We start from the raw sequence: 24,546 nt of genomic DNA on the forward strand, positions 1-24,546 counted from the left end.
AAAAAAGATATAAATGATAACATCACTATCGATAAAAAACTATGCTTTAATAGAAAAATTATCCATTGATTTTTCAAAAGGTTTTTCAATTATTACAGGAGAAACAGGAGCGGGTAAATCGATTATTTTAGGTGCATTAGGTTTAGTTTTAGGAAAAAGAGCCGATTTAACTTCTTTGAAAAATAAAGAAGAAAAATGTGTTATTGAAGCTTATTTTGAAATTTCAAAATACAATTTGCGTTCTTTTTTTGAAGCAAATGATTTAGATTATGAAGATGAAACCATAATTAGACGTGAAATTTTACCTTCTGGAAAATCAAGAGCTTTTGTAAACGATAGTCCCGTAAACCTTCAGGAATTGCAAGAATTAAGTTTGTTTTTGATTGATATTCATTCGCAACAACAAACTCAAGAGCTTTCTGATGAAAATGTTCAGTTTAAGATTATTGATGCTATTGCTGATAATCAAAAAGAAATTCTGGAATATCAAACACTTTTGAAAAGTTATAAAGCGGATAAAGCTACTTTAAGTTCATTGCTTAAACGTCAAGGTGAATCGACCAAAGAGCAAGAATACAATACTTTTTTATTGAATGAATTAGTAGCTGCAAATTTGAAATCTGGTGAACAAGAAGTCCTTGAAGCTGATTTTGAAAAGCTAAACAATGTTGAAATTATAAAAGAGTCTATTGATAAATCATTGGCTATAGCTAATGAGGAACAAATAGGGGTATTGGATAATTTGAAAGAAATAAAGATAGCGTTACAAAAAATAGCTCCTTTTTCAATAGAATATCACGCTTTATTAGAACGTATTACAAGCCTTATAATTGAGTTTGATGACATATCTGATGAATTAACTCGATGTTCAGAAAAATTATTTAATGACCCAGAGCAATTGGATTTAATCAGCCAAAAACTTCAGGTGATTTTTAATTTGCAGAAGAAACATCAAGTAAATACGGTTGATGAGTTACTAGAAATTCAAAATCAATTGGAGAATTCTATTTTTGAAATAGGAAATCTAGAAGCAGAAATTGCTGCATTAACACATTCAATTCAAGAAAAAATAGCCGTATTGGATACTTTGTCTGATGTAATTCATGATAAAAGAGAAGTTGCAGTTCCTGTTCTATCTCAAAAACTGATAGCTATTTTGGAAACTTTAGGAATGCCTAATGTTCGTTTTAATATTGATGTTAATTTGTCGCCTACGTATTTTCAGAATGGAAAAGATGAAATTCAGTTTTTGTTCTCAGCAAATAAAGGAACAGATTTTGGCTTGTTGAAAAAAGTAGCTTCAGGTGGGGAAATGTCTAGAATTATGTTAGCTGTAAAGGCAATTTTAGCACAATATTCTAAATTACCTACTTTAATTTTTGATGAAATTGATACAGGTGTCTCTGGCGAAATAGCAATTAGAATGGGAGAAATCATGAAAGAAATGAGTCTTACGATGCAAATTTTTGCAATTACCCATTTACCACAAATAGCAGCCAAAGGTACCGCACATTTCAAGGTATTCAAATCAACTGTTGATGATGATACACAATCAGAATTGAAGTTGTTGTCCAGTGAGGAAAGAGTAGTAGAAATAGCCCAAATGTTATCGGGAACTGTGGTTTCAGATTCCGCCTTAAATCACGCAAAAGCCTTGTTGAACTAAAAAAATGAGCTATATTTGCCATTCAAATTCAATAAAATTTAGTTAAAAAAATAATAAACATCAGATTTTTGACCAATCTGAATAGAAAATAAATTAACGAATAGCCTGATATGATTATAGAACCAAGAATGAGAGGATTTATTTGTTTGACATCTCACCCACAAGGATGCGAACAAAATGTTAAAAATCAAATTGCATATGTAAAATCTAAAGGACCTATTGAAGGTGCTAAAAAAGTATTAGTAATTGGAGCGTCTACCGGTTTTGGTTTAGCTTCTAGAATAACTAGTGCTTTTGGATCTGATGCCGCTACCATTGGCGTTTTTTTTGAAAAACCTCCTGTTGAAGGAAAACCAGGATCTCCAGGTTGGTATAATTCTGCTGCTTTTGAAAAAGAAGCTCATAAAGCAGGATTGTATGCAAAAAGTATCAATGGAGATGCTTTTTCTAATGAAATTAAAAAACAAACTTTAGACTTAATCAAAGCTGATTTAGGTCAAATAGATTTAATCATTTATAGTTTAGCTTCGCCAGTTCGTGTTCATCCAGTTACAGGTGTTTTGCACCGTTCTGTTTTGAAACCGATTGGATCTACTTTTACTAACAAAACAGTTGATTTTCATACTGGAATTGTTTCTGAAATTTCGATTGAGCCATGTAATGAAGAAGATATTGCAAACACTGTTGCTGTAATGGGTGGTGAAGATTGGGCAATGTGGATTGATGCTTTGAAAGCAGAAAACCTATTAGCTCCAGGAGCTACAACTGTTGCTTATTCTTATATTGGGCCATCATTAACGGAGGCGGTATATAGAAAAGGAACAATTGGTCGTGCAAAAGATCATCTTGAAGCTACTGCATTTTCTATTTCAGACAGTTTGAAAGACATTAAAGGAAAAGCATTTGTTTCTGTAAACAAAGCTTTGGTAACACAAGCAAGTTCTGCAATTCCGGTAATTCCATTGTATATTTCATTGTTATATAAAATAATGAAAGAAGAAGGAATTCATGAAGGATGTATTGAGCAAATTCAACGTTTGTACCAAGATAGATTGTATTCTGGAAATGAAGTTCCAGTTGATGAAAATGGAAGAATCCGTATTGACGATTGGGAAATGAGAGAAGATGTACAAGCTAAAGTAGCAAAATTATGGCTAGAAGCAACTACAGAGACTTTACCGCAATTAGGAGATTTAGCTGGATATAAACAAGATTTTCTTAATCTTTTCGGTTTTGGATTCGAAGGAGTTGATTATTTAGCAGATACTAATGAAGTTGTAGGAATTTCAAGTATAGCTTAATTAATTTATCCTCATATTATACTAAACCATCAATGAATAATTGATGGTTTTTTTATGGATAAAGAGTATATTTGTTAAAATTTTAAAATCACAAAACACACACTATAATACGTCTTAATAATTATGCTTTTTTCTCTAATTATACCTGTTTACAATCGTCCTGATGAAGTTGATGAATTATTAGAAAGTTTGTCGCAACAAGATTATACTGAAAATTTTGAAGTTGTAATAGTTGAAGACGGTTCGTCATTGCGGTGTGATGATGTGGTGCGCAAGTACGCTGGTAAACTGCATTTGTCATATTGTTATAAAGAAAATTCAGGACCAGGAGATTCAAGAAATTATGGAATGAAAAAAGCTAATGGAGACTATTTTATCATTTTTGATTCTGATTGTATTATTCCAAAGCAGTATTTATCAGAAGTTGATTTGGAATTAAAACGTAATTATGTAGATTGTTTTGGTGGGCCAGATAAAGCATTAGATAGTTTTTCGGATATTCAAAAAGCAATCAATTTTTCGATGACTTCTTTTTTAACCACAGGAGGTATTCGTGGTGGTTCTGAAAAAATAGATAAATTCCAACCTAGGAGTTTTAATATGGGCTTGTCTCGTAAAGCATTTGAAGCATCAAATGGTTTTGGAAATATTCACCCTGGAGAAGATCCTGATTTGTCAATTCGATTATGGAATTTAGGTTTTGAAACTAAACTTTTCCCAAAAGCATTCGTGTATCATAAACGAAGAATTGACTGGGATAAATTTTCTATACAGGTTAATAAATTTGGAAAGGCTAGGCCAATACTCAATAGTTGGTATCCTCAGTATAATAAACTTACGTTTTTCTTCCCAACGGTATTTATAATTGGATTTTTCTTTTCAATAGTGCTGTTACTGCTTAATCAGGATGTGCTACTTAAATTATATTTTATTTACTTTTTGGTATTATTTTTGGTGTCTACATTTCAAAACAAAAGTTTCAAAATTGGTTATTTATCATTGATAGCTGTTTGGAAACAGTTTTATGGTTACGGTATGGGTTTTTTAAAATCATACATTAAAGTAATTTTAATGAAACAAAAACCTCAAGAAGCATTCCCTGAATTATTTTTTAAAATCTAATATGACTAAAGTAATTGGTTTAACAGGCGGAATTGGAAGTGGCAAGACCACAATTGCTACTTATTTTTCATCATTAGGAATTCCAGTTTATATCGCAGATGTTGAAGCCAGAAAAATTACAGAGTCTTTAGAAGTCAAAGAATTAATTCGGAATGTGTTCGGTGATTCTGTTTTTGACAATAACACCTTGAATAGAGAAAAATTAGCGGAAATTGTTTTTAATAATCATGAAAAATTAGAACAGTTAAATGCTATTATCCACCCAAAAGTTAGAAAACATTTTGAAGAATGGATACTAAATCATAACGACTTACCGTTTGTTATCTATGAAGCAGCTATTTTATTCGAAAGTGGAAATTATAAGAACTGTGATTTTGTAATTACAATAACTGCTCCTTTGGAAGCTAGAATTCAAAGAGTTATGGAGCGAGATAAGACTACTCGCGAGCATGTTTTGAAACGAATAAATGCGCAATGGAATGATGAGCAAAGGATTTCAAAAAGCGATTTTGTTATAGAAAACATAAATTCTGAAAAAGCAAAGCAAGAAGTAGTTAAAATTCTTAAAATTTTAAAGATTCAACAAAATGAATGTTAGATGTTAATATTTGGTTAATGTATTATCTTCTATATTGTTAAAATACTAATTTTGTTTTGATGAATAAACTTTTTTTTAGATTACTAGTTTTGCTGATGAGTTTATCCTTGATAGGGATAATATTAGTCCAAGTATATTGGTTTAATACTTCATTTAAAAATAATGATGAACAGTTTAAATTTCATGTAAAACAAGTTATCGGCAATGTAGCGGATAAACTTCAAAAACAAGAAGCATATAGTTTTTATGATAAATACAATCATCTTAAAGACAGTATGGGTAAAGCTCCCAAAAAAGATGATTTATTAGAGTTTTATTATGTTCAAAAAAATCCAAGAACAAACAAAACTATAGTATATTCAAACAGCGTTATATCAGAAGATTACAATATAAATGGCTCGTTCTTTGATAAAAGATTTGACAGTGTAAAATTTAAAAGTTTTAGCTCCAAACGTGTTACAGAGGTTTACAACAATAATAAAATTGATAATTCCATTCTGAATCAGAGTTTAATTCCTGATATAAGAATCGAAAAATCAGGAAATTTAGATGTTTTAGATAATGCGCAGTTTGAAATATTCTATAAAGATATTACTTCTGCTATGCCTCTTCAAGAAAGAGTAACAAAGGAAACGCTTCGAAAGCTTATTAAAAAAGAGTTAGAAGAATATGGTGTTAACACTAAATTTGAGTTTGGAATATATAGTAATGGAATTGCGACCAAAGTAAAATCGGCGGACTTTAAGTTTGATAGAAATGCAACTTATTCTATTCCAATTTTAACAGATAATGAAGGAAATGAAAAATATAAATTATTAGTAACATTCCCTCATAAAAAGAAGTTTTTATTATCGGAATTAGTTAGTATTACAATACTATCAATCATTTTTACACTTATTATTATTATAGCTTATTCGAGTGCATTAAGTCAATTGATTCGTCAGCGTCAAATATCTGAGATAAAAAATGATTTCATAAATAATATGACGCATGAATTTAAAACACCAATTGCTACTATAAATTTAGCACTTGATGCGATAAAAAATCCTAAGATAATTGAAGATAAAGAAAAGGTTCTTCGGTATCTCCAAATGATTCGAGATGAGAATAAAAGAATGCATGCACAAGTTGAAAATGTATTGAGGATTTCAAAATTGGAGAAAAAAGAATTGGATATTGAAAAAGAGTCCAGTAATGTTGAGGATATTATTTATGATGCAATTGATCATGTTAATCTAATCTTAGAAGATAGAGAAGGTTCTATAACTACTCATTTTGATGCAGCTAGAACTTCAGTTTTAATAAATGATGTTCATTTCACAAACGTGATTGTAAATATTTTGGAAAATGCCATTAAGTATTCTCCAGAGGTTCCTAAAATAGATATTTATACAGAGAACATCAAAGATATGGTTCTTGTAAAAGTAAAAGATAATGGTGTGGGAATGAGTAAAGCTGCACAAAAAAGAATTTTTGAAAAGTTTTACCGAGAGCATACAGGTGACATACATAATGTTAAAGGACATGGGTTAGGTTTAGCTTATGTAAAAAGAATAGTTGAAGACCATAACGGTCAAGTTTATGTAGAAAGTGAAAAGGGAAAAGGAAGTACCTTCATAATAAAAATACCACTAATAAATTAGAATATGGAAAATGTAAATAAAAAAATCCTTTTAGTTGAAGATGATTTAAATTTTGGGGCTGTACTAAAAGACTACTTAATGCTGAATGATTTTGATGTTACTTTAGCTAAGAATGGTATGGAAGGTTTTGAGAAATTCAAAAAGGATTCCTACGATTTATGTATTCTAGATGTGATGATGCCTTATAAAGACGGATATACTTTAGCGAAAGAAATAAGAGAAAAAAATAATGAAGTTCCAATTATTTTTTTAACAGCAAAATCTATGAAAGAAGATGTTCTTAAAGGATACAAAGCTGGTGCTGATGATTATCTTAATAAACCTTTTGATTCAGAAGTTTTATTAATGAAAATTAAAGCAATTATTCAAAGAAAATCTTCGGATGTTAAAACGGAACAAGTACAGTTTGAATTTAATGTTGGAAAATTCCATTTGAATTCAAAACTTAGATTCTTAACTTTTGGTGATGAAGAACCGATTAAGTTATCTCCTAAAGAAAATGAATTGTTGAAAATGTTAATTCTTCATGAAAATGATTTAATGCCTAGAGAATTAGCTTTGACAAAAATATGGAGAGATGACAATTACTTTACATCAAGAAGTATGGATGTATATATTGCTAAATTAAGAAAGTATCTTAAACCAGATGAAGATGTTGAAATTCTAAACATTCACGGTGAAGGATTTAGATTAGTAGTAAAAAATAAAGTTGCATAAAAAAAGAGCTCCAATTGGAGCTCTTTTTTATTTAAAACTATTTTGGGTTTTGAATTAATAAGAACGTTTCATTTTTTCTTTTATCTCATTTAGGCAAAGGTTATTGATACTTCCTTCATGAGTATGTTTTGTTTCTTTTGGAGATTTAAACGTCCCGTTTTCTAGTTGCTCAGCTACCGCTTTATAAGCATCTCTAAAAGGAATTCCAGCAACTACCATTTCATTTAATGAATCAACAGTAAATAAATAATCGTATTTTTTATCGTCTAAAATATGCTCTTTTACTTTTATATCTTTAATAGAAAAAATAGCAATATCTAGACATGCTTTTAAATTCTGAATAGCAGGAAATAATCCTTCTTTCAATAATTGTAAATCTCTGTGGTAACCACTTGGTAAGTTGTTTGTGATTAATGTAATTTCGTATGGCAATGCTTGAATTTTATTGCATTTTCCACGAATTAATTCGAAAACATCTGGGTTTTTTTTGTGCGGCATTATACTTGAACCAGTTGTAAGATGAGAAGGTAAGCTAATAAAATCAAAATTCTGACTCATATACAAGCAAACATCCATAGAAAATTTTGCTAATGTTGCAGCTACGCTACTCATTGCAAAAGCTACTGTTTTTTCTGATTTTCCGCGACTCATTTGAGCAGCTACAGCATTGAATTTTAAGGTTTCAAAGCCAAGTTCTTGTGTTGTAAATGTTCTGTTGATAGGGAATGAACTTCCATATCCTGCTGCTGAACCTAATGGATTTTGATCTACAATTTTTAAAGCGGCATTCAACATGGTAATATCATCAATCAAACTTTCAGCATAAGCAGAAAACCACATTCCAAAAGAAGAAGGCATTGCAATTTGTAAATGTGTATATCCTGGCAATAAAACATTCTGATGTTTGTCAGCCGATTCCATGAATAAATCAAACAATGTTTTTACTTGTTCTTTTAGTTCTTTAACGACATCTTTTAAATATAGATTAACATCAACTAAAACTTGATCGTTACGGGAACGTGCAGTATGAATTTTTTTTCCAGCATCCCCTAATTTTATAGTTAGTAGGTATTCAATTTTTGAATGTACGTCTTCAAAACTATCTTCAATTTCGAATTTTCCGTTTTCAACATCTTTTATAATTTCCTCTAAAGCTAATACTAAAGAAACAGTTTCTTCATCTGTCAAAAGTCCAATTTGCCCTAACATTTTTGCATGAGCAATAGAGCCCAAAGCATCATATTTAGCTAGAACTAAGTCTAGTTCTCTGTCGTTTCCAACTGTAAAATGTTCGATTTGTTTGTCAGTTGGTATTCCTTTTTCCCAAAGTTTCATAGGTAGATTTTTATTGTTTGAAAAAATCAGTTAGTATTTTGATATACAATTGAATTCCTTCTTCTATTTCGTTTATAAATATAAATTCGTTTGCTGAGTGTGACCGCAATGTTTCTCCGGGTCCTAATTTTAAGGATTTACAACTCAAAACAGATTGATCTGAAAGAGTAGGAGAGCCATATGTTGTTCTGCCTAATGCAATTCCAGCTTGAACTAATCCGTGTGATACAGGAATTGAAGAAGCGTTTAAGTGCATAGATCTAGGATTGATTTCGGCATTTACATGTTGTCTTACAGTCTCTAGAATTTCTTTATTGTTGTAACAATCATTTACTCGAATATCTATTACCAAATGACATTCTGCAGGAACTACATTATGTTGTTTTCCAGCAGATAGTTGTGTGACCGTCATTTTTACAGGTCCAAGAACTTCAGATATTCTTTCGAATTGAAAGTTTTTAAACCATTCTATAACAGGTATAGCATTGTAAATTGGATTGTCAGGATTGTTGTGAGCCGCATGACTTGCAGTACCTTTTATAATTACATCTAAAACTAATAATCCTTTTTCGGCAACCGCTAATTGCATCAAAGTTGGTTCCCCTACAATGGCACATTCTAATTCTGGTAAATGTTTTAAGACACTATTTAATCCATTTTTCCCGCTACTTTCTTCTTCAGCAGAAGCAACCATTACTAGGTTATAAGGCAGGTTTTCATTTGAATAAAAATACACAAAAGTTGCTAGTAGTGATACTAAACAGCCACCTGCATCATTACTTCCTAATCCATATAATTTACCGTCATCTACGATGGCTTCAAATGGGTCATTAGTATATCCTTGATTTGGTTTTACGGTATCGTGATGTGAGTTAAGTAAAAGTGTTGGTTTGTTCTTATCAAAATAATTGTTGAAAGCCCAAACATTATTATTCTCTCTTTTGAAAGGGATGTTATTTTGTGTAAACCAATTTTCAATTAAAAGCGCTGTTTGATCTTCTTCACTCGAAAAGGAAGGAGTTTCAATTAATGCTTTTAAAAGAGCAATGGCTTCTTGAGTAAGGGTTTCTATACTTTTCATAATGTAATTGTGGTGTACAATGCTGTTGAATCTTGAAACATTCTATGATGGCCAATTTTTATTTTTTGAACTCCCTTTGACAAACTATTAAAACAGTTGTCTAATTTTGGAATCATACCGGAATGAATGGCTTTTTCTGCTTTTAATTTAGAATATAAAGCTTCATTTATTGATGTGATTACTGATGAATCGTCTTCTGAATCATATAATACGCCTGGTTTTTCGAAGCAATAACTCAAAGTTACATCAAAAATTTCAGATAAAGCAATAGCTAATTCGCTAGCAATTGTATCCGCATTTGTATTTAATAATTGTCCTTTCAAATCATGTGTAATAGCGCAAAATACGGGGGTAATTCCAGTATTAATAAGGGTTTCTAATAGTGGAATATTCACTTTTTGAACATCACCCACAAAACCGTAATCTATAGTAGGATGATTTCTTTTGCTAGACCTAATTAAATTTCCGTCAGCACCAGAGAATCCCATTGCATTAGTATTATTTGCTTGTAATTGCGCTACAATGTTTTTGTTGATTTGACCTGCATAAATCATTACCACTACATCTAACATGGCTGCATCTGTAATTCTACGTCCATCTATCATTTGAGGAACTAAACCAATGCTTTGCGCCATTTTAGTAGCTGATTTTCCGCCTCCATGAACCAATACTTTGTATCCTTCAATTTTTGAAAAATCAGATAGGAATTGTTTCAATTCAGATGGATTGTCAATGATGTTGCCACCAATTTTCAGTATGCTAATTGGTTGTTTATTTCCCATTTTTCAGTATTTTTTGCAAAACTAATTGTGCGGAATATGTTCTGTTATTGGCTTGTTCAATAACTATTGAATTTTCACTGTCAATCACTTCATCTGTTACGATTACATTACGTCTTACAGGTAAGCAATGCATAAATTTAGCATTATTGGTCAGTTTCATTTTGTCAGCATCTACAGTCCAACTTGGATCTGAATTTGTTACTTTTCCGTAGTCTTTATAATTACTCCAGTTTTTTGCATAGATAAAATCAGCATTTTCAAAAGCTTTATTTTGATCATACTCAATTTTAGAATCTTTAGTAATTTCAGGATTTAGTTCATATCCTTCTGGATGTGTGATTACAAAATCAGCATCTTGCAGTTGCATCATCTGTACAAATGAATTAGCTACTGCTTGAGGCAATGCTTTTGGATGTGGTGCCCAAGTTAAAACAACTTTAGGTCTATGAGCAGTTTTGTGCTCTGCCATAGTTATTGCATCTGCAAGCGATTGTAAAGGATGTCCGGTTGCACTTTCCATATTCACAACGGGAACAGTTGCATATTTTAAGAAACCAGTAAGGACAGTTTCGGCATTATCTTTTTCCTTGTCTGTCAATCCAGCAAAAGCTCTGATGGCAATAATATCACAATATTGTGAAACTACAGCTGCAGCTTCTTTAATATGTTCCGAAGTTCCTTGGTTCATAACCGCACCATCTCCATATTCAATTGTCCAACCTTCGCTAGTAAAATTCATTACCATCACATTCATACCTAAATTTAAAGCCGCTTTTTGTGTGCTCAAACGGGTTCTAAGGCTTGGATTAAAAAACAACATTCCAAGGGTTTTATTTTTTCCTAGTTTTTTGTTTTTTAGAGGATTTTTTTTGATTTTCAGTGCGTCTTTCACCCATTTTTGAAGTGAATCTATGTTTTGTATGGAAATGTAGTTCATTGTCTTATTTATTTAATCAGTTGTTTGTTTAATTGATTAACCGAATTGATGATTAACCGCATCAACAGTTACAGAATTTTAGTAAAAGGAATTTCGTTATTTAATGCTTTCAATATAAAGTTGTCTTCTAATCCGTTCACAATCCAAGTTTCAATATTTGCTGCTTTCGCAATAGCTGCCGAATCAATTTTAGATTGCATGCCTCCTGTTCCGTGAGAAGATTTTGAATCCCCAATTTCATTTTGTAAAGAATCTAAATCTGTAACCAATGAAATCGTATCAGGAATTTCATTGTGGATTGATGCTTTAGTATAAATTCCATTCGTGTTAGTGGCAATTATCAAAATATCAACATCCAATAAAACGGCAGTTAAGGCCGCTAATTTGTCATTATCACCAAACTGAATTTCGTCAGTTGCAACGGTATCATTTTCATTAATAATTGGAATGTAACTATTTTTGACAAGAACATTTATCGTGTTTACGATGTTTACTTTGGTTTGTTTTTTTTCAAAATCAGAATAGGAAAGTAAACATTGTGACGTGTGCAATCCTAAATCACTGAAGTTCTCATGAAAAATCCGCATCAAATGGGGTTGTCCAATAGAAGCTAGTGCTTGTTTTACAAAAATTTCGTTGTCTGGAGCTTCAAGTTTTACAAATTGTTTTGCAGCCGCAATAGCACCAGAGCTTACAATTACAAATTCGTAATCGTCTTTTAAGGCTGCTATTTGCATACCAATATCCTCAATCTTTCCTCTCGAAATGTGATTGGTTTCTTTGGTTAACGTATTGCTTCCAATTTTTAATAAGATTCTTTTTTTACCTGATTTGTCCATTTCCGTAAATATACCATTTATTAGTAACTAAATGTTGTAAGCCAATAGGTCCTCGTTGGTGTAGTTTGTCTGTGCTGATGGCCAATTCACCACCTAAACCAAATTGTCCTCCATCAGTAAATCGGGTAGAGGCGTTTTGATAAACCGCAGCTGTATCCACATTTTCCATGAATTCTTGCGCTACTGCATCATTTTGTGTTATTATCGAAGCCGAATGTCCACCACAATATTTGTTTATTTTATCAATTGCTTCTTGGTTTGAATTGGTTACTCCAATAACAATTTTATAATCTAAAAATTCTTCGTACCAAATTAAATCGGATGCTATTAAAGGAACATGGGTTGCTTTTGAAACACCTTCATCTCCTAAAACCATAACGTTTCTTTGTTGTAATTCTTGAATTATTTTTTGCGCAAAAGCTTCCCAATTGTCAAGATTAGTATCAATTAAAACTTTATCTAAAGCATTACAAACAGATATGTTAGAGGTCTTACCGTTAATAATAATTGCAAGTGCTTGGTCTAAATCAGCTTCAGCATTTACATACACAAAATTATTTCCTCGTCCACTTACTATAACTGGGCAAGTAGCATGTTTTTTAGTAAAAGCTATCAATTGTTCTCCACCGCGAGGAACAATTAAATCAACTCTTTGTGTTGGTTTTTCTAAAAAAGCTTGAGTTTCGGCTCTGTTGTAATTTAGATATTCAACCCATTCTGTTGCTACATTATTTGCTTTTAAAGCCTCATGCCAAAGACTTACAATCTTTAAATTTGACAACAAAGATTCTTTCCCTCCCTTTAATAGGATTTTATTTCCTGATTTGAAAGCAATTCCTCCAGCCTCAACAGTTACATCTGGTCTGGATTCATAAATAATCATAATCGTTCCAAAAGCAGCCGTTTTATTATAGATTTTCAAACCATTTTCATGAGTGAAATCAAAACGAATTTTACCGACAGGATCTTCTTGACTGAATAACTGTTGTAAAGAAAGAATCATTCCGTCAATCTTAGCATCATCAACTAAGAGTCTTTTTTCCATAGCTAAATCATCACCAGAATAATTATTTAAATCCTGTTGATTTACGTTTTTAAGGTCGGTTCTTTCTTGCTCAAGAAGTTCTGCCATACGTCTTAAAACGGCATTTCTTTTTTCTATGGGTAATAATTGACTCATAATTATGCTTTTATTTCTTCTAATGATTCTTTTAAAGCAATGATAAAGGTATCAATAGCTTCTTTATTGATTGTCAATGGAGGAAGAATTCTCAATAAGTTTTTATTGTTAGCATTTCCTGTAAAAATATGCTTCTCAATAATCATTTTTTTACGTAGTGCGCTAACATCAAAATCAAATTCGACTCCTAGCATTAATCCTTTTCCTTTTATCTTAATAATTTCAGGAACTTGTTTTATTGCTTCTAAAAAATAAGCATAAACTTCATTCACATTGTCCATTAATTTTTGGCTTTCAATCACATCTAGAACAGCAATTCCTGCAGCACAAGCTAAATGGCTTCCGCCAAAAGTAGTTCCCAATAATCCATAACTAGCAGTGAATTTTGGCGAAATCATGATTCCTCCAATTGGAAATCCATTTCCCATTCCTTTTGCTAAACAAATAATATCAGCTTTAATATTGTGATATTGGTGTGCAAAAAACTTTCCTGTTCTTCCGTAACCAGATTGCACTTCGTCTAAAATTAAAACAACATCGTATTGTTCGCATTTTTTTTCTAAAGCTTGAAAAAACGTAGTCGTTCCTTCGTCTAGTCCACCAACACCTTGAATTCCTTCAATAATTACACAGCAAACATCTCCTTTTTGTAATTCAGCTTCAACTAAATCAATGTTATTTAAGGGTAAAAACGTAACCACTTGTTGTGCGTTGATTGGCGCAACAATTTTTTTGTTATCCGTTACAGCAACAGCAGCAGATGTTCTTCCGTGAAAAGAATTGTCAAAAGCAATTACTCGAGATTTACCATTGTGAAACGAAGCTAATTTCAATGCATTTTCATTGGCTTCAGCCCCAGAGCTACACAAGAATAACGTATAATCTTCGTATCCAGATAACTTTCCTAATTTCTCTGCTAATTCTACTTGCAATGGATTTTGAATAGCATTTGAATAAAAACCAATATTATCCAATTGATTTTTTAATTTGGCAATATAATCTGGTTGCGTGTGACCAATGGAAATTACACCATGACCACTATATAAATCTAAATATTCAATACCATCTTTGTCTGTAATCGTGCAATCAATAGCTTTTACAGGCGTAATATTGTATAAGGGGTAAACGTCAAATAAGTTCATTTTTCTTTTTTGTTTAAAGTTTGAAGTTTAACGTTCAAGGTTTTGAGATTAACTTTAAACCTTAAACTTTAAACTGTTTTTTAAAACCCGCTCGGTTTCAAATGCAATCCTGTGGTTTCTTCTAATCCAAACATTAAATTCATATTTTGAATCGCTTGTCCAGAAGCACCTTTTGTTAAATTATCAATAATTGATGTTATCAATAACCGGTTGCCTTTTTTCATTAAACTGATAATACACTTGTTTGTTTGTACTACTTGTTTCATATTGATAGCAGTAGTAGTAACAGTTACAAAGGGTTGGTTCGCATAATACGCTTCGTATTTCGCTACAATATCTTCTAAACTTTCTTCGATAGTGGTGTATAATGTTGCAAAAATACCTCTGGCAAAATCACCTCTATTTGGAACAAAAATCAATTCGTTAGAATAGTCTGCTTGCAATTGATTCACACTTTGGTTTATTTCACCTAAATGTTGGTGGTCAAAAGCTTTGTAATGTGACATATTATTTGATCTCCAACTAAAATGTGTGGTTTCCGAAGGTGTAACTCCAGCTCCAGTACTTCCTGTTGTTGCATTTATATGAACATCATTAGTAAGTATTCCGTTTTTTGCTAATGGTAATAAAGCCAGTTGTATAGCTGTTGCAAAACAACCTGGATTAGCTATGAATTGAGCTTTTTTAATATTCGATTTGTTTAATTCTGGTAATCCGTAAACAAATGATTTTCCATCAAATTCTTTGTCTTTAGTCAATCTAAAATCATTTCCTAAGTCGATGATTTTAGTGGTGCTTGAAAATTGATTTTGCTCTAAAAAAGCTTTTGATTTTCCGTGACCTAAACACAAGAAAACAACATCTACATTTGGATTTACTTCCGCAGTAAAATTCATTTCAATATCACCTAACAAATCATGATGAGCAATTGAAAGTGGTTTTCCAGCATTAGTAGTGCTATAGACGAAATCAATAGTTGCATTTGGGTGAAACATTAATATTCTGATTAGTTCACCAGCAGTATAACCTGAACCTCCAATTATTCCAATGTTAATCATGAGTAAGTTTGTTTACAGATGAAAATATGTTTTGAGCATTTCCAAGAATTTTGATAAATCCTTTTGCATCGTCAGATGTCCAAGCATTGTTCATTTCACCATATTGACCAAAACCAGTATTCATCAAATCGTTTTCAGATTCAATTCCGTCAAGCGAAAAATGATAAGGTTTCAATGAAACAATTACAGTTCCGTTTACTGTTTTTTGAGTATCTTCAAGGAACGTTTCAATGTTACGCATTACAGGATCAAGAAACTGACCTTCATGAAATAACATTCCGTACCAGTTTCCTAGCTGTTCCTTCCAGTATTGTTGCCATTTACCTAATGTATGTTTCTCAAGTAAATGATGCGCTTTGATGATAATTAATGGCGCAGCAGCTTCAAAACCAACTCTACCTTTAATACCAATAATAGTATCACCTACGTGAATATCTCTTCCAATAGCATATGCATTTGCAAGTTTTTCAAGAATAACAATGTTATTTGAAGGTTTGTCTTTTTTACCATTTACAGCAACTAATTCTCCTTTTTCGAATTCTAAAGTTACTTTTTCTTCCCCTTCTTTTTGTAATTGCGAAGGATAAGCTTCACTTGGAAGAGCTTGGTTTGAAGTTAAAGTTTCTTTTCCTCCAACACTAGTTCCCCAAAGTCCTTTGTTGATAGAATATTGTGCTTTTTCCCAAGAATAGTGAACACCATTTTTAGATAAATAATCTACTTCTTCTTGACGAGATAATTTCAAATCTCTAATAGGAGTAATGATTTCTATTTCTGGGGCGATGGTTTGAAAAATTAAATCAAAACGAATTTGGTCATTTCCAGCACCCGTACTTCCGTGAGCAATAGCACTTGCTCCAACAGATTTAGCGTATTTGATAGCTTCAATAGCTTGAAAAACACGTTCAGCACTAACAGATAATGGATAGGTGTTGTTTTTTAATACGTTACCATAAATTAAATATTTTATTGCTTTGTCGTAATATTTATCTACGATAGTTAGGTTCGCATGTTTTGCACTACCTAATTCGTAAGCTCTTTCTTCGATAGCTGATAATTCTTCTTCATCAAATCCACCCGTATTAATTAATACAGTGTGAACTTCATATCCTTTTTCGTTTTTTAAATATTTTAGACAGTAAGAAGTGTCTAATCCTCCGCTATAGGCTAATACTACTTTTTTCATAATTATTGTTTTTTCCTCACCCCAACCCTCTCCAAAGGAGAGGGAGCTTTTATTGGCAAAGGGGAATTTTATTTGTTGTGACTTTTTTTTATTTTCTATCTCTTTGACTCCCTTCCCTTCGGGGAGTGCTGGGGAGGGGATTTATTTTTTTAGGAAAAGTGCTTCTTTAATTGATTTTAATCTGTTTAGCACTCTTACATTAAATGGATGTTTAGGCGGATCCTTCGGTTTTTCTTTTGGATCATAAAGCATTCCGGTGCATAAGCACATTTTGTTATCTTTACTTTTTAGGATTTCATAATTGGTACAAGTTTGACATCCTTTCCAAAAACTTGGATCCGATGTTAGTTCTGAGAACGGGACTGGTTTGTATCCTAGATCCGAATTTATTTTCATTACTGCCAATCCTGTTGTGATTCCAAATACTTTAGCTTTTGGGTATTTTTTTAAAGAATAATCAAAAACAAAAGACTTGATTTTTTTTGCTAGACCTAAATTTCTGTAATCAGGATGTACTATCAATCCTGAATGTGCTACATAGTTACTGTCTTGCCAACTTTCGATATAACAGAAACCTGCAAATTTACCATCGATTAAGGCGATAACGGCATCTTTTTGTTCCATCTTTTTTTGGATGTATTCAGGTGTTCTTTTGGCGATACCAGTTCCTCTCAATAAGGCAGAGGATTCTATGGTTTCGCATATTTCTTGCGAAAATTTATAGTGTTCTTCTTGTGTAACAACGATAGAAATATTCATTTCAAGAGTCGAATTATAGTTTATAAATTGAGATATTTTATTTTGAAAAGTAATTACCATGACAAAAATTTAAAAACAATGCAATTCATCACCTTTTACGGTATGCTGAATTGTAATTAGTTGTTGTGTAATTAAAATGTTTTTTTGGATTATTAATCCAATAAAATATGATTGTGATTTCAAAACGGTAAATTGAAAAGATGAATAAAAAAATAAAAACGCTTTGGAGACTATATAAATAGCATCCGTACTTCGGGAGAAGTCGTAAGTGTGTTTATCCGTGATAAAGAAGTTATATGTAAACTGGTTTTATTCATCGACTGCAAAAGTACAAATATTTTCGAAATAGAATAGATTTTTTTCTTTTTCTAACAAAATTTTAATAGCATGTTATATTTTGATTTAAATGCAAATATCCTTTAAAAGTATTCGTTTTAAAGGATATTTAATTGGGTATAAAAACAGACTAATTTCTAAATTTATTTCTATTTATTATGTCTTTCAGTTTTGCTTTTAAATCTTCTCCAGTATCATAAACCATTTGTTCATTGCTTGGAAAAGGAACTACTTTTTTATCAAAATAAGAAGTGTAATTATCATCAGAAGCTCTACGGTCACCTTTGAAAGTAGCATATATATTTTCAAAAATAAACTCACTACTTATTGGGAATGTCTGCATCAATTGATTTGTTTTAAAGTTTATGTAATCCACTTTTGCAGTGATTTGGCAGGATTTAAATTGTCTCGACTCAAAAATGCGTGCAGTTACGTTTCGGAGATTGTCAACTAAGACTACTTTCCCTTTTTCGTCCAATACTTCTTTTCCATTTGCGTCAATTAATTTCTTTTTCCCATCTTTTATCTGACGGTCTTTTACAAATTCTTTCTCTTTTATTTGTTCTGGCGAAATATAAATTTGTCTAAAATTAATTAGCATACTGTAATCATAATCAATTCCTCGTTCTTTAGTGCTATGGTAAACGGTCCATTTGTCGTTTAATCCATAGGTGTTAAAATCGAGTAAGTCATTTTGAAGACGTACTGGAATGATCATATTTGTTTCGTTCTTGGTATAAACAATAACAAAATCAGAGCCTTTAAATTTAGATTCATCCAAAAGCTGTAATACGTCTTTATAATTTGGATTTATCTGATTCAAATATGTTAAATCGTCAAAAGCTTTTCGGTAATTCATTTTATTTGAAGAAGCCATTAATGCTTTTGAATTTTTATATAAATAATTTGATAATGCTGATTTTGAGTTAATAATCGAGTCATTATAATCATCAAATGGAAAAATAGCGTTTCGCCCTTCTTTAATTAATCGCAGCGGAAGTAGCGGTTTTATTTTCTCCTGACGATCATTTAATTGTATATAAGTTGTATATATTTTTTCTAATTGCGAAGGATTTGCTTCTTTACTTAAAAGATTTAAGGTATTAAGATCTCTTTCTTTAGCTTTGGCAAAAGCCTCTTCGAGTAAATAGATATAATCTTGTTTGCTTTTTTTGTCTTTGTTTGAGCGTAAACTTGATAATGAAATGTTTATTGCTTCATCATAATTTCCAGAGCCAAGTAAGGTTTTAGTTTGCTTAACTCCACAAGATGAAATAAGTATAAAGAGACATAATAGCAGAATGTTTTTTTTCATAAAGTTATTCTTTGGGATTTTTATAATAATTTTTAAAAATGGAGGCCATAAAAAAAAACCTAACAAATCGATTTTTGTTAGGTTAAAAGTATTCAAAATAGATTTATTTTCTAGTAAAAGGAGGAAGTAATTTACTTGAAACCTCGCCAAAGCCAATTCGGACTTGTCCATTTTGGCAATATCCTTTCATGATTACAGTATCGAAATCATTAATAAATTTTCGTTCGCTTCCGTCTTTCAGTTTAATTGGATTTTTTCCTCCCCAAGTCAATTCAAGCATAGAACCAAGGCTATCTTGTGTTGGTCCAGAAATTGTTCCAGATCCCATCATATCGCCTGAATTTACTCGACAACCATTAGAAGTATGGTGCGCTAATTGCTGACACATAGTCCAATATTGATATTTGAAATTTGAATTTGAAACCACAGTTGGTTCGCTATTTTCGGGCTGTATGGCAACTTCTAAATTAATGTCAAAAGAATGTTTTCCTTTTTGTTGTAAATAGGGAAGTGGTATTGGGTCTTGTTTAGGTCCTTTTGTTCTAAAAGGTTCTAAAGCGTCCATTGTTACTATCCAAGGAGAAATTGATGTTGCAAAATTCTTAGAAAGAAAAGGTCCTAAAGGAACATTTTCCCATTTTTGAATATCACGAGCACTCCAGTCATTCAACAAAACCATTCCAAAAATATAATCTTCGGTTTCACTTATAGGGATGTTTTCTCCCATTATGTTAGCATCTGTTGTAATAAAAGCGGTTTCTAATTCGAAATCCACAGATCTTGAAGGGCCAAAAACAGGAGTAGTTTCGCCATTAGGCAAAGTTTGTCCCATTGGTCTGTTAACAGGTATTTTCGAAGGAACAATTGTTGAACTTCTTCCATGATAACCTACAGGTATGTGAAGCCAGTTCGGTAGTAATGCATTCTCAGTGCCACCAAGCATTTTACCAATATTAGTAGCGTGCTCTTTTCCAGAATAAAAATCAGTATAATCTCCAATTAAAACGGGCAATTGCATTTCAACATCATCCATATTAAATATGACGATGTTTTTATGGTTTTCATTGTCTCTTAATTTTGGATTTTTTTCATCAAAAATTTCAGCAATACGATTTCGAACTAATCGCCATGTTTTTTTTCCGTCAGATATAAAATCATTTAAAGTATCCTGCATGAACATATCATCTGTAAGTTCAATTCCTTCAAAATAATTCAGTTGCTGTAAAGCACCTAAATCTATAGCAAAATCACCTATTCTGGTTCCAACAGTTACTACGTTTTCTTTTGTAAGAAAAACACCAAAAGGAATATTTTGGATTGGGAAGTCACTGTGGTCTAAAACAGGTAACCATGATTTTCTTTTAGTATTGTTGGCGGTTATTGGCATGGAAATGTTGATTATTTTGTTAAAAAATACTCATCAAATATATTATAATCTAACAGTTTACCAAACGTTTTTTTGTATTTTTGCGTCAAAATTAACGAAAATCAAAGAAATGCAACGCGACGAACAAATTTTTGACCTTATTCTAGAAGAACAAGAAAGACAGATACACGGATTAGAGCTGATAGCTTCAGAAAACTTCGTGAGTGATGAAGTAATGGAAGCAGCTGGTTCTGTTTTAACGAACAAATATGCTGAAGGATATCCTGGCAAAAGATACTACGGAGGTTGTGAAGTAGTTGACGTTATTGAACAAATTGCTATTGATAGAGCTAAAGAATTATTTGGTGCTGAATATGCTAATGTTCAACCACACTCTGGTTCTCAGGCTAATACAGCGGTTTATCATGCTTGTATCAAACCTGGAGATAAAATTTTAGGTTTTGATTTATCACATGGTGGTCACTTAACTCATGGTTCTCCAGTAAACTTTTCAGGACGTTTATACAACCCAGCTTTTTACGGTGTTGATAAAGAAACTGGAAGATTAGATTATGATAAAATTCAAGAAATTGCTACAAAAGAGCAACCAAAATTAATTATCGCTGGAGCTTCGGCTTATTCACGTGATATGGATTTTGCACGTTTCAGACAAATTGCAGACAGTGTTGGTGCTATTTTATTAGCTGATATCTCTCATCCTGCAGGTCTTATTGCAAAAGGTTTAATGAATGATCCATTACCTCATTGTCATATTGTAACAACAACTACACATAAAACACTGCGTGGTCCTCGTGGTGGATTGATTATGATGGGTAAAGATTTCCCAAACCCTTTTGGCTTAACTACTCCAAAAGGTGAAGTAAGAATGATGTCTAATTTATTAGATTTAGCTGTTTTCCCTGGAAATCAAGGTGGTCCATTAATGCATATTATAGCTGCTAAAGCTGTTGCATTTGGTGAAGCTTTAAAAGATGAGTTCTTTACTTATGCTTTACAATTACAAAAAAATGCAAACGCTATGGCTGATGCTTTTGTAAAAAGAGGGTATGAAATTATCTCTGGTGGTACAGATAACCACATGATGTTAATTGACTTAAGAAACAAAAACATTTCTGGTAAAGACGCTGAAAACGCATTAGTTAGAGCTGAAATTACAGTTAACAAAAACATGGTTCCTTTTGATGATAAATCACCATTTGTAACTTCAGGTATTCGTGTTGGAACAGCTGCAATCACTACTCGTGGTCTAGTTGAAGAAGATATGGAAACTATAGTTGCGCTTATCGATAAAGTGTTGATGAATCACACAAACGAAGATGTAATCGAAGAAGTAGCTGCTGAAGTAAACGAAATGATGAGCGAAAGAGCTATTTTCGTATACTAAAAAGTTCAAAAAAGTTTAAAGTTTAAGGTTTAAGGTTTTGTGTTTACGGAAAGTGATCGCAATTTTTTAAACTTTAAACTTTTTTTATTTTAATGTAACTTTAAACTTTAAACAAATTGTATAAATGTCTGTACTAAGATTAAAATTACCAACGGATCCTCGATGGGTAAATATTGTAGAAAAAAATATTGAAGAAATCCTAACAGATCATGCTTGGTGTGAACAAAAAGCAGCTACAAATGCGATTACAATAATCACTAATAATTCAGAACATCAAGATTTAGTTCAGGATTTATTGGCTTTAGCCAAAGAAGAAATTGATCATTTTGAACAAGTGCATAACATTATTATCAAACGAGGTCTTAAATTAGGTCGCGAACGCAAAGATGATTATGTAAATGAATTGTATTTGTACATGAAAAAAAGTGGTGATGGAAGCAGAGTTTCTGGATTAGTAGAACGTTTATTGTTTTCTGCTATGATTGAAGCTAGAAGTTGTGAACGTTTCAAAGTGCTTTCAGAAAATATTCAAGATGAAGAATTATCTGTTTTTTATAGAGATTTAATGGAAAGCGAAGCAGGACATTACACTACTTTTATAACCTATGCTCGAAAATATGGCGTTGGAATCGATGTTGAAAAACGCTGGAGAGAGTGGTTAGAATTTGAAGAATCTGTTATTGCTAATTATGGCAAAAGTGAAACCATTCACGGCTAAACTAAATTTAGAAACTCAAATGATTACTATTAGAGAAGCTTCTCCCGCGGATATTAGTATTATTCAACAAATTGCATACGGTTCTTGGCCAAGTACATATGGCGAAATTCTTTCTAAAGAACAGCTGGATTATATGTTGGATAAATTTTATGATTCAGATGCCTTGCTTGATTTAATGGTTAATCAATGGCATTTTTTCATATTGATTTATGAAGATGATTTTTGTTTGGGATTTGCTTCTTTTGAACATCATTATTTAAATCAAAAAACGACACGTTTACACAAAATATATTTACTTCCTGAAGCGCAAGGTAAAGGAGCAGGAAAATTATTAATTGATGCTGTAGTTGATTTTGCTAAAAAAAATGATTCGGATGCGGTGTCTTTAAATGTAAATCGTTTTAATAAAGCCTGTTCTTTTTATCAAAAGATGGGTTTTGAAATTACAGGAGAAGAAGATATAGAATTAGATTACGGTTTTTTGATGGAAGACTATAAAATGAAAAAAAAGCTTAATTAACTTACTATAATATCGTGTTTAAAGAGCAAACCTTTTAGTCCATCTTGCGAGAAAATTGCTTTTTTAATTTTAGTTTTTGTTGGATCAATAGTATAGTTGTAGCTTGTTTTGAAATCTGCTTTATTAGCAATTGCTTTTGAAAATTCAGAACGATAAAGATCACAATTTTCAAAAATTACCTCTGTCAAATCCGTACTCATAAAATCTACCGCTACTAAACTACAATTCGTAAACTGAGTACCTTTTATTTTCAAAGTATAAAATTTAGAAAAATCTAAGTTGCAATCTTTGAAATTTACTTCAAAAATAAGTTTGTCACACATCGAAAAGTTGACCTCTTTTATTTCACAATGATTAAAAAAGACTGTTCTTAAAGCCACATGGTTAATTTTAGCATTACTAAAAGAGCAATTATTAAACACACAGTCAATGAAGGTTACGGCTATAAAGTTGCAATTAGAGAAATTGCAATTGGTAAAAGTACAACATTCAAATTCCTTCAAATTCATTTCATCTGAACCATAAGAGATGTTTTCGTATGCAATGTCTAAAAAATATTCGGGCATTTTTTTATTTGATGAAAATGAAATAAGTTAAAATTGACTTCTACAAAATATGGATTGTTTACTAATAAAAGTTGTAAATTTACTAGTGACTTTTTAAACTAATAAAATAGAAATAAAAACAAATCAATTAAAATAAAAAACGCAATTATCAAATTTTTAGATAATTGCGTTTTACTGTGGTGACCTCGACTGGATTCAAACCAGTAACCTCTTGAGCCGTAATCAAGTGCGCTATTCAGTTGCGCCACGAGGCCTTAATTCGGGTGCAAATATAAGGATAAATGTGTAACTTGCAAGTCATATTCTATATAAAAAATAAAAAAAATGGTATTAGAAAATTATATACGTGATATTCAAGGTTTTCCAAAAGAAGGAATTTTATTTAAAGATATAACTCCTTTACTAATCAATCCAGAAGCAAGAAATAAATGCCTTCAATTATTGGTTTCGACACTAAAAGATAAAAAAATTGACAAAGTAATAGGAGTGGAGAGCCGAGGTTTTTTCTTTGGGATGCTTATAGCACAAGAACTAAATGTGGGTTTTATTCCTGTTAGAAAGGCAAAAAAACTACCCTATAAAACCATTTCGGCAACCTATGATTTAGAATATGGAACAGATACTTTAGAAATTCACATTGATGCTATTCAAAAAGGAGACCGAATATTAATCCATGATGATGTTTTAGCAACGGGAGGAACAGTAAAAGCGGTTTGTGAATTAGTAGAACGATTGGGTGGTGAAATTGTACAATGCAATTTTTTGATGGAATTAGCTTTTTTAAAAGGTAGAGCTAAAATCAAAGGGAACGAAATCTTCTCGGCGATTACCTATTGATTTATGGCTCTAATGGTAATATAATACCGGTAACCTATAATAGCCATCTGCCATTTTTTAGCTTTAGAAATATCCAATCTTTGTTTAGTAAAACTGGGTAATATGATTTCGTTAACTTTGGCTAGAATTTTAAACAT

At 31.7% G+C, this 24,546-nt stretch carries 24 protein-coding genes and 1 tRNA gene; 10 read left to right on the forward strand and 15 right to left on the reverse strand.

The window, feature by feature from the left end; genetic code table 11:
* The first annotated feature begins 13 nt into the window (after positions 1–13).
* The 6 genes from recN (at position 14) to C8C88_RS11760 (ending at position 7,047) form a co-directional block, all read left to right on the forward strand.
* Complete coding sequence (gene recN, locus C8C88_RS11735; RefSeq protein WP_121338303.1) at positions 14–1,666, forward strand: DNA repair protein RecN; 1,653 nt, start codon at positions 14–16, stop codon at positions 1,664–1,666.
* 110 nt (positions 1,667–1,776) lie between these two features.
* A complete protein-coding gene (gene fabV / locus C8C88_RS11740) occupies positions 1,777–2,967 on the forward strand; it encodes an enoyl-ACP reductase FabV (RefSeq protein ID WP_121338304.1) in 1,191 nt (396 codons plus the stop codon).
* A 123-nt stretch (positions 2,968–3,090) separates the two neighbouring features.
* Positions 3,091–4,089, forward strand: coding sequence for a glycosyltransferase family 2 protein (locus C8C88_RS11745; protein ID WP_121338305.1), 999 nt, complete (start codon positions 3,091–3,093; stop codon positions 4,087–4,089).
* A gap of 1 nt (position 4,090) precedes the next feature.
* The gene (coaE, locus tag C8C88_RS11750) at positions 4,091–4,687 is read left to right on the forward strand and encodes a dephospho-CoA kinase (RefSeq protein WP_121338306.1); all 597 of its coding nucleotides are present in this window, start codon (positions 4,091–4,093) and stop codon (positions 4,685–4,687) included.
* Positions 4,688–4,746: 59 nt separating this feature from the next.
* The gene (locus tag C8C88_RS11755; RefSeq protein WP_121338307.1) at positions 4,747–6,330 is read left to right on the forward strand and encodes a sensor histidine kinase KdpD; all 1,584 of its coding nucleotides are present in this window, start codon (positions 4,747–4,749) and stop codon (positions 6,328–6,330) included.
* Positions 6,331–6,333: 3 nt separating this feature from the next.
* Positions 6,334–7,047, forward strand: coding sequence for a response regulator transcription factor (locus C8C88_RS11760; RefSeq protein WP_121338308.1), 714 nt, complete (start codon positions 6,334–6,336; stop codon positions 7,045–7,047).
* A gap of 54 nt (positions 7,048–7,101) precedes the next feature.
* On the opposite strand, the gene argH is transcribed toward C8C88_RS11760, so the two are convergent.
* The 12 genes from argH to fahA all read right to left on the reverse strand — a co-directional run bounded on the left by argH (position 7,102) and on the right by fahA (position 20,384).
* Positions 7,102–8,382: an argininosuccinate lyase gene (argH, locus tag C8C88_RS11765; RefSeq protein WP_121338309.1), complete on the reverse strand. Its 1,281-nt coding sequence runs from the start codon at positions 8,380–8,382 to the stop codon at positions 7,102–7,104.
* Positions 8,383–8,392: 10 nt separating this feature from the next.
* A complete protein-coding gene (locus tag C8C88_RS11770; protein WP_121338310.1) occupies positions 8,393–9,463 on the reverse strand; it encodes a M20 family metallo-hydrolase in 1,071 nt (356 codons plus the stop codon).
* Positions 9,460–10,245, reverse strand: coding sequence for an acetylglutamate kinase (gene argB, locus C8C88_RS11775; RefSeq protein WP_121338311.1), 786 nt, complete (start codon positions 10,243–10,245; stop codon positions 9,460–9,462). The genes C8C88_RS11770 and argB overlap by 4 nt, the downstream gene beginning before the upstream one ends.
* The gene (locus C8C88_RS11780) at positions 10,235–11,182 is read right to left on the reverse strand and encodes an N-acetylornithine carbamoyltransferase (RefSeq protein WP_121338312.1); all 948 of its coding nucleotides are present in this window, start codon (positions 11,180–11,182) and stop codon (positions 10,235–10,237) included. The genes argB and C8C88_RS11780 overlap by 11 nt, the downstream gene beginning before the upstream one ends.
* Before the next feature lie 68 nt (positions 11,183–11,250).
* Positions 11,251–12,021, reverse strand: a complete 771-nt coding sequence (gene proB, locus C8C88_RS11785) for a glutamate 5-kinase (protein WP_121338313.1) — start codon at positions 12,019–12,021, stop codon at positions 11,251–11,253.
* On the reverse strand, positions 12,005–13,201 hold the full coding sequence (locus tag C8C88_RS11790; protein ID WP_121338314.1) for a glutamate-5-semialdehyde dehydrogenase: 1,197 nt from the start codon (positions 13,199–13,201) through the stop codon (positions 12,005–12,007). The genes proB and C8C88_RS11790 overlap by 17 nt, the downstream gene beginning before the upstream one ends.
* Before the next feature lie 2 nt (positions 13,202–13,203).
* Positions 13,204–14,343, reverse strand: coding sequence for an aspartate aminotransferase family protein (locus C8C88_RS11795; protein ID WP_121338315.1), 1,140 nt, complete (start codon positions 14,341–14,343; stop codon positions 13,204–13,206).
* A gap of 80 nt (positions 14,344–14,423) precedes the next feature.
* The gene (argC, locus tag C8C88_RS11800) at positions 14,424–15,401 is read right to left on the reverse strand and encodes an N-acetyl-gamma-glutamyl-phosphate reductase (RefSeq protein WP_121338316.1); all 978 of its coding nucleotides are present in this window, start codon (positions 15,399–15,401) and stop codon (positions 14,424–14,426) included.
* The gene (locus tag C8C88_RS11805; protein WP_121338317.1) at positions 15,394–16,587 is read right to left on the reverse strand and encodes an argininosuccinate synthase; all 1,194 of its coding nucleotides are present in this window, start codon (positions 16,585–16,587) and stop codon (positions 15,394–15,396) included. Before C8C88_RS11805 ends, argC begins: the two co-directional genes overlap by 8 nt.
* Before the next feature lie 141 nt (positions 16,588–16,728).
* On the reverse strand, positions 16,729–17,346 hold the full coding sequence (locus C8C88_RS11810) for a GNAT family N-acetyltransferase (RefSeq protein WP_121338657.1): 618 nt from the start codon (positions 17,344–17,346) through the stop codon (positions 16,729–16,731).
* Between the two features lie 466 nt (positions 17,347–17,812).
* A complete protein-coding gene (locus tag C8C88_RS11815) occupies positions 17,813–18,997 on the reverse strand; it encodes a hypothetical protein (protein ID WP_121338658.1) in 1,185 nt (394 codons plus the stop codon).
* A 103-nt stretch (positions 18,998–19,100) separates the two neighbouring features.
* Positions 19,101–20,384: a fumarylacetoacetase gene (gene fahA / locus C8C88_RS11820; protein WP_121338318.1), complete on the reverse strand. Its 1,284-nt coding sequence runs from the start codon at positions 20,382–20,384 to the stop codon at positions 19,101–19,103.
* A 109-nt stretch (positions 20,385–20,493) separates the two neighbouring features.
* On the opposite strand from fahA, the gene glyA reads away from it, so the two are divergent.
* From glyA to C8C88_RS11835, 3 genes are all read left to right on the forward strand, one after another.
* The gene (gene glyA, locus C8C88_RS11825) at positions 20,494–21,768 is read left to right on the forward strand and encodes a serine hydroxymethyltransferase (RefSeq protein ID WP_121338659.1); all 1,275 of its coding nucleotides are present in this window, start codon (positions 20,494–20,496) and stop codon (positions 21,766–21,768) included.
* Positions 21,769–21,892: 124 nt separating this feature from the next.
* Positions 21,893–22,486: a tRNA-(ms[2]io[6]A)-hydroxylase gene (locus C8C88_RS11830; protein ID WP_121338319.1), complete on the forward strand. Its 594-nt coding sequence runs from the start codon at positions 21,893–21,895 to the stop codon at positions 22,484–22,486.
* Positions 22,458–23,006, forward strand: coding sequence for a GNAT family N-acetyltransferase (locus tag C8C88_RS11835; protein WP_233549334.1), 549 nt, complete (start codon positions 22,458–22,460; stop codon positions 23,004–23,006). The genes C8C88_RS11830 and C8C88_RS11835 overlap by 29 nt, the downstream gene beginning before the upstream one ends.
* Here C8C88_RS11835 and C8C88_RS11840 read toward each other — a convergent pair.
* Both C8C88_RS11840 and C8C88_RS11845 read right to left on the reverse strand, forming a co-directional pair.
* Positions 23,003–23,572: a pentapeptide repeat-containing protein gene (locus C8C88_RS11840; RefSeq protein WP_121338320.1), complete on the reverse strand. Its 570-nt coding sequence runs from the start codon at positions 23,570–23,572 to the stop codon at positions 23,003–23,005. The two genes, C8C88_RS11835 and C8C88_RS11840, sit on opposite strands and share 4 nt — an antisense overlap.
* Positions 23,573–23,749: 177 nt before the next feature.
* Positions 23,750–23,826 (reverse strand) — tRNA-Arg (locus C8C88_RS11845).
* A 70-nt stretch (positions 23,827–23,896) separates the two neighbouring features.
* Between C8C88_RS11845 and C8C88_RS11850 the strand changes: the two genes are divergently transcribed.
* Complete coding sequence (locus C8C88_RS11850; protein WP_121338321.1) at positions 23,897–24,409, forward strand: adenine phosphoribosyltransferase; 513 nt, start codon at positions 23,897–23,899, stop codon at positions 24,407–24,409.
* Here C8C88_RS11850 and C8C88_RS12995 read toward each other — a convergent pair.
* On the reverse strand, positions 24,403–24,546 hold the full coding sequence (locus C8C88_RS12995) for an SsrA-binding protein (RefSeq protein ID WP_121338322.1): 144 nt from the start codon (positions 24,544–24,546) through the stop codon (positions 24,403–24,405). The genes C8C88_RS11850 and C8C88_RS12995 overlap by 7 nt on opposite strands.

Source organism: Flavobacterium sp. 123, assembly GCF_003634825.1.
Lineage (GTDB): Bacteria > Bacteroidota > Bacteroidia > Flavobacteriales > Flavobacteriaceae > Flavobacterium.